Source organism: Thiohalophilus sp. (assembly GCF_031581315.1).
Lineage (GTDB): Bacteria > Pseudomonadota > Gammaproteobacteria > UBA6429 > Thiohalophilaceae > Thiohalophilus.
Window position 1 is genome coordinate 43,415 of record NZ_JAVLAZ010000005.1, and the last position, 6,075, is coordinate 49,489.

Consider the following 6,075-nt stretch of genomic DNA (forward strand, 5'->3'; position numbering starts at 1 on the left):
CGAGCACGACAGCCACACAGAGGCGCCCGCCCTGCCGTCCAACTGGCAAGTATTGCGCAGCAAACAGGCCGGGCAGGTCGCCTATCAGCTTGCCCGTCGTCAGCCGCAGGAATAATCGCCTCCGGTGAGGACGTGGTCGTGGCACGGGCGACGCGTTACACTAGCGCTGTTCAATCGTGGGGACAATGTATGCGTATTGCGATCTATCCGGGAACGTTCGATCCGATCACCAACGGTCACAGCGATCTGGTACAGCGTGCCGGGCGCCTGTTTGACAAGGTGGTGGTGGCGATTGCCGCCGGCGGGACCGGCAAGCAGCCGGTTTTTTCGCTGGATGAGCGGATCAGCCTGGCGCAGGAAGTTCTGCAGGATTTTGACAATGTGAGTGTCTGCGGTTTCGATATCCTGCTGGTGGATTTTATGCGTCAGCAGGAGGCCACGGTGATTATCCGGGGTTTGCGTGCGGTCTCGGATTTCGAGTACGAGTTTCAGCTGGCCAGTATGAACCGGCACCTGGCGGAGAACATCGAAACCGTGTTCATGACCCCGGCGGAGGAATATTCCTATATTTCCTCCAGCCTGGTGAGGGAAGTGGCCCGGCTGGGCGGTGATGTGTCGCCGTTTGTCCACGAGAAAGTTGTGGCTGCATTGAACCGGCGGATGCGATAAAATTTTACCACTGCGCAAGACTATCTGGAGTTCGGCATGTCCTTATTGATTACCGATGAATGCATCAACTGCGATGTCTGTGAGCCGGAGTGCCCGAATACCGCTATTTACCAGGGCGACGAGATTTACGAGATCGACTCGAATCTGTGCACCGAATGTGTCGGCCACTTTGATGAACCCCAGTGTATCGAGGTCTGCCCGGTCGACTGCATTATCGTCGACCCGGATAATCAGGAAAGCAAGCCACAGTTGCAGGCTAAATATGAGAAGCTGATGGCCTCGGCCTGACATCACGCTCCACTCCCGCTCTCTGACAAAAGCCCCTTCTCGGGGCTTTTTTGTTGGTCCGCTGGAACAAAACGCAGAGATCGCAAAGGCGCAAAGGACGCAAAGCAAACCCCGGTTTGTTGAGAAGCGTGCTTTTTTATCAGGAGTTGTGTGTCATCGAGGTACTGACGGCACCGATCGGTGTATACAGTGAGTTCGGTGTCGTCGGTGATTAGCCTCCTGTCTGTGCGTGTGCCAGAATCCTGTTTTCAGTCGGTTGTCTGCCCATGGGAGTATTCATGAAAATCATTCGCCTGTGTCTCGTCCTTCTGATTGCACTGGTTGCGGCCTGTGACCGAACGGCGCCGCCAGCCGCCGCGGTGGCTTCGGCACACCCGCTGGCGACCGGGGCGGGGCTGGAGATCCTGGATGCCGGGGGGAATGCCTTCGATGCGGCAGTGGCGGTCAGCGCGACCCTGGCCGTGGTCGAGCCCTACAGTTCCGGGCTGGGGGGCGGTGGATTCTGGCTGCTGCATGACGCGGACAGTGGTCGCAACATCATGCTCGACGGTCGTGAAAAAGCCCCCTTGCAGGCACACCGGGATATGTATCTGGATGAGCAGGGCAACGTGATCGAGGGGCTGTCGGTGGATGGTCCGCTGGCGGCCGGTATTCCCGGCGAGCCGGCGGCCCTGGTGCATCTGGCCGAGCATTACGGACGCCTGCCCCTGGCCCGTTCGCTGGCGCCGGCCATTCGCGCCGCGCGCGAGGGCTTTGAAGTCACGCCCCATTACCGGCGCATGGCCGGTTTTCGCCTCGAGGTATTGCGCCGTTCCCCGGCCGCAGCGGCAATCTTTTTATTGAATAACGAGGTGCCGCCGCTGGGCCACGTGATTCGTCAACCGGATCTGGCCGATACACTCACACGCCTGGCCGACGACGGGCGGGCCGGTTTTTATCAGGGCGAGCTGGCCAAGCGCCTGGTAGAGGGCACGCGTGAGGCCGGGGGGATCTGGACGCAGGCGGGTCTGGCGCAGTACACGGTCGAGGAACGGGAGCCGATCAGCGTCCGTTATGGCGATTACCGGATCATCTCCGCCGCACCGCCGTCTTCCGGCGGTGTGGCACTGGCGACCATGCTGAATATTCTCGAGCCCTATGAGCTGACGCAATTACCGGCAGTGGATCGCAAACATCTGATCATCGAGGCCATGCGACGCGCCTATCGCGATCGCGCCGAGTATCTCGGCGATCCCGATTTTGTGGCAATGGATATCCCGCGTTTGACGAGCAAGGCGCATGCTGCGCGTCTGCGTCAGAGTATCGAACTCGATCGAGCGACCGATAGCAGTCTGTTGCCGGCCGCAACCGTGGAAAAGGAAGGAACCGATACCACGCACTTTTCGGTACTGGATCGTGAGGGCAACCGGGTTGCGGCCACCTTGAGTATTAATTATCCGTTTGGTTCGGGCTTTATGCCACCGGGTACCGGTGTTCTGCTCAATGACGAGATGGATGATTTCTCGGCCAAGCCGGGCGTACCCAATGTGTACGGGCTGATCGGCGCCGAAGCCAACGCGATAGAACCGGGCAAGCGAATGCTCTCCAGTATGAGCCCCACGTTTGTCGAACATCCGGATCGCATAGTCATTCTCGGCACGCCGGGTGGCAGCCGCATCATTACCATGGTATTGCACGGCATACTGGGCGCGATCAACGGCGAGGATGCCGGTACCATTGTCAGCCGGCCCCGTTATCATCATCAGTATTTGCCGGATCGGGTTCAGCATGAAGCCGACGCCTTTACGCCACAACAGCAACTGGAGCTGGCCGAACGGGGACATGTGTTGATCGAGCTGAATGATCGTTATGGCAATATGCAGGCGGTAATCTGGGATAAACAGAATCAGCAGGTCACCGCGGCCAGCGATCCCCGCGGAGAGGGCACGGCGGCAACGCGTTAGTCCTGCGTTGGCGATGTTTCCGGATGGGCGGAAGTCCGGTTATCGTTCATGGTGTGATCGTAGAAGCAGTAATCCCTGCCGTGATTTTTGGCATGATACATGGCGCTGTCGGCATGGCGTAACAGGCTGGTACGGCCGCTGCCGTCAGCGGGGTAGAGGGCGATGCCAATACTGAGATGGATGGTCAGCGGCGTGTTATATAACTGCACGGGTTGGCGGGTGATTTCGGCCAGTTTGCGGGCGACTTCCTCGACCTGTTGCGAATTATCAAAGGCCGGTATTATCGCGGCGAACTCATCCCCACCAAGTCTGACCAGCAGATCCCGGTCGGCAATTTCCGCCAGCGAGAAGCCATTCTGACCGGACATGGAGGGGGTGCGCAGGACGCTGTTCATGCGTGACGCTGTTTCGCAAAGCAACATATCGCCCGCCTCGTGTCCGTATTCATCATTGACTTGCTTGAACTCATCCAGATCGATCAGTAACAGTGCAAAATGCTGACCCGTATCGTTGTATTTGGCAAGCAGATGATCGACATAATCATTGAACAGTCCACGGTTGGGGAGCCGGGTCATCGAGTCGGTATATGCCATGCGTTCGAGCCGCCCGTATAAATCATGCAGCTCGGCACTCATCTTATTGAAGTCGTCGACCAGTTGATTGACCTCGATAATATTGCTCGGAGCATGAATTGGTTCACCCAGTGATGAATTATCGTTATGCAGCAATTGCAGCTTGTGGTTAAGAATCTCCAGCGGGCGTACCAGGGTGCGGCGCAACAGTGCCAGAGCGAAGAAAATAACCAGGGCAATGAGGATTGCCGAACTGAGCAACAGGGTGTTTCGGGTACGGACAAGTTCGGCAGACATTTCTTGCGTATCCTCGTAGGCTTCGATGAACAGCGCGGTATTACTGCCATCGGAAGTTGATAGGGCATAACGCGCTGTCAGGCCGTTCTCACGATTGTCGGGCCATTGATTGGAACTGTACAGAATCTCTTCATCGGGAAGGCGAATACACAGGGGGATAGCCAGATCATTTTCGATGGGTTTCAGGCTGAGGGTGGGTGAAGTGATGATCTCCAGATAACCTTTTGGAACAAGACCACCCACAGGTAACAACAGACTGAAGTAGGGCATGCCGTTGTTATTGCACAATTTAGAAATGATTTTCAGGCGTTTAGCACCCTGGCGCAAGGCTGCCTCATGAGCCAGGGACGGGCAGGCTGAGCCGTCTCCGGTAAGTGCGGTTTTTCTGGAGCTCGCTGAGGTGATCAGCTCGTAATCTGTCGAGCGGACGATCAATCTCTCCAGGCGCAGCACATGTGCAGTGACAAAATACTGATGAAACTGCTGACGTAATGCCGCTGACAGTGTAGCGGTATCCTGCCTGTCCAGCGCCTCACGAAAGCGTGGCGAGGTTTTCAGACTATTGCCCATTTCCATGGCCTGTTCTTCCAGTTTGTCCAGCTGGTCAGCGGTTTTGACCGCCAGTAATTCAGAGAGGGACTGTCGCTTGTAATCCAGAATAACATCACGATACACAGTGGTGCTGGTCAGGGCCAGCCCAAGACCCAGCAATCCGACTAGCAGGATAGTCAGAACGAGACTGGTTTTGATTGACAGGCGGGTGAACTGCAAGCTGTATATCCGTATTTTCCGGGTTATTTTTTGATGTAAGGGTAATTTTTTTCCTGCCATTCCTCGAAGCCGCCGAAGAACCAGTGCAGGTTGCTGTAACCACATCCCATGGCTATTTTAACCGCTCTGGCACTGCGACCACATTCGGGACCGTTACAATAAAACAGTGTCGGGTGATCCATGTCGGGAATGATTCGGGCAAGATTTTCGCAATCTGTATCGATGTCCGGCAGACTGCGCGAGCCTTCGATATAACCCTGTGCCCGGTCACTGACGATGCGCGAATCGATTATCAGTAACCCGGGGAATTTACCTGCCAGATCGATCACTCCCTCGGCATCAACCTTGTTAACACCGGGGATATGTTTGACAATTTTCTCCTCCTCACCGGCTATGGCCAGGCCACCCGATGACAAGACAAACAGGATGATCAGTCTCAACAAGTTATGGCGGATGTGGCACATAAGATTCACCTCCTGACTCTGACGGGGTCGGCAGGGACAGTATGGGGCTGGGTTTGTGGTCTGATTATGAAAGGAATTATCGGCACGAAAACGAGGGGCTTGAGATACCTATAAGAAAATGAGGACTGAATCAGGCTTTGCTAATATAGAAAATAGCGCCACAGGCAGGGGCTAGCGTTGGCAATGCTGGCAGTAGTAAGTGGAACGTTGTGCAATAACGATCTGACGTAATGCCTTACCGCATTGATGGCAGGGCTCCTGGTCCCGCTCGTACACATGCAGTTTCAGACGGAAGTAGCCGGGTTTACCATCGCTGGCGGTAAAATCGCGCAAGGTGGTGCCGCCTTCACGGATCGCGGCTTCAAGCACCTGTTTGATCGCGACGGCCAGCTGTTGATAACGCTCACGGGAAATGCGTCCGGCGGCCCGCTGCGGATGAATCCCGGCGATAAACAGTGCCTCATTCGCGTAAATGTTACCCACCCCGGTGACGATCTTGCTGTCCATTACAAAAGATTTGATCGCCAGTTTGCGCCCGCGTGAGCGCTGCCACAGGTAATCCCCGTCGAATTCATCGGACAGTGGTTCGGGACCCAAACTTTGCAGTAACTTGTGCCGGGCGGGATCCTTGCGGGTCCATAATACAGCCCCGAAGCGACGCGGATCACGCAGGCGCAGACACTGCCCGTTGTCCAGCACGATATCCAGATGATCGTGTTTTTGCACCGGCGTTGTCGCCGGCAGAATGCGCAGGCTGCCGGACATACCCAGGTGCAGGATCAGGGTGCCTGTATCCATTCCCAGCAACAGGTATTTGCCACGTCGATCAATCTGTTCGATCGTCTGCCCCCGCAGCAAGGCATTGAGATTGCGCGGTATCGGCCAGCGTAACTGGCGCTGGCGCACGATCACCTCGCGCACCTGGTGTCCCTGCAAATGCGGGGCGATCCCGCGACGGGTGGTTTCAACTTCGGGCAATTCAGGCATGAGGCTTCGGAACAGTCTCGCTTTAAAATTTATAGTATTTCACCACCAAGACACGAAGACACCAAGTAATATTTTCAGGTACTG

At 56.1% G+C, this 6,075-nt stretch carries 6 protein-coding genes; 3 read left to right on the forward strand and 3 right to left on the reverse strand.

Annotation, left to right across the window (positions count from 1 at the left end; genetic code table 11):
• Positions 1-189 precede the first annotated feature (189 nt).
• From coaD to ggt, 3 genes are all read left to right on the forward strand, one after another.
• Positions 190-669 carry a pantetheine-phosphate adenylyltransferase gene (gene coaD, locus RI563_RS01365; RefSeq protein ID WP_310692535.1) on the forward strand — a complete coding sequence of 160 codons (480 nt, stop codon included), beginning with the start codon at positions 190-192 and terminating at the stop codon, positions 667-669.
• Between the two features lie 36 nt (positions 670-705).
• Positions 706-957 carry a YfhL family 4Fe-4S dicluster ferredoxin gene (locus RI563_RS01370; RefSeq protein WP_310692536.1) on the forward strand — a complete coding sequence of 84 codons (252 nt, stop codon included), beginning with the start codon at positions 706-708 and terminating at the stop codon, positions 955-957.
• A 278-nt stretch (positions 958-1,235) separates the two neighbouring features.
• Positions 1,236-2,900, forward strand: a complete 1,665-nt coding sequence (gene ggt, locus RI563_RS01375; RefSeq protein WP_310692537.1) for a gamma-glutamyltransferase — start codon at positions 1,236-1,238, stop codon at positions 2,898-2,900.
• Here ggt and RI563_RS01380 read toward each other — a convergent pair.
• The 3 genes from RI563_RS01380 to mutM all read right to left on the reverse strand — a co-directional run bounded on the left by RI563_RS01380 (position 2,897) and on the right by mutM (position 5,991).
• Complete coding sequence (locus RI563_RS01380) at positions 2,897-4,540, reverse strand: diguanylate cyclase domain-containing protein (RefSeq protein ID WP_310692538.1); 1,644 nt, start codon at positions 4,538-4,540, stop codon at positions 2,897-2,899. The genes ggt and RI563_RS01380 overlap by 4 nt on opposite strands.
• A 23-nt stretch (positions 4,541-4,563) precedes the next feature.
• Entirely contained in the window at positions 4,564-5,004 is a 441-nt protein-coding gene (locus RI563_RS01385) for a rhodanese-like domain-containing protein (protein WP_310692539.1), read from the reverse strand.
• A 171-nt stretch (positions 5,005-5,175) separates the two neighbouring features.
• The gene (gene mutM, locus RI563_RS01390) at positions 5,176-5,991 is read right to left on the reverse strand and encodes a bifunctional DNA-formamidopyrimidine glycosylase/DNA-(apurinic or apyrimidinic site) lyase (RefSeq protein ID WP_310692540.1); all 816 of its coding nucleotides are present in this window, start codon (positions 5,989-5,991) and stop codon (positions 5,176-5,178) included.
• Between the last annotated feature and the right edge of the window lie 84 nt (positions 5,992-6,075).

What these genes read in the sequence shown, in the direction of transcription:
- coaD (WP_310692535.1), top strand. Translation starts at nt 190, where the DNA reads ATGCGTATTGCGATCTATCCGGGAACGTTCGATCCGATCACCAACGGT.
- RI563_RS01370 (WP_310692536.1), top strand. Translation starts at nt 706, where the DNA reads ATGTCCTTATTGATTACCGATGAATGCATCAACTGCGATGTCTGTGAG.
- ggt (WP_310692537.1), top strand. Translation starts at nt 1,236, where the DNA reads ATGAAAATCATTCGCCTGTGTCTCGTCCTTCTGATTGCACTGGTTGCG.
- RI563_RS01385 (WP_310692539.1), bottom strand. Translation starts at nt 5,004, where the DNA reads ATGTGCCACATCCGCCATAACTTGTTGAGACTGATCATCCTGTTTGTC.
- mutM (WP_310692540.1), bottom strand. Translation starts at nt 5,991, where the DNA reads ATGCCTGAATTGCCCGAAGTTGAAACCACCCGTCGCGGGATCGCCCCG.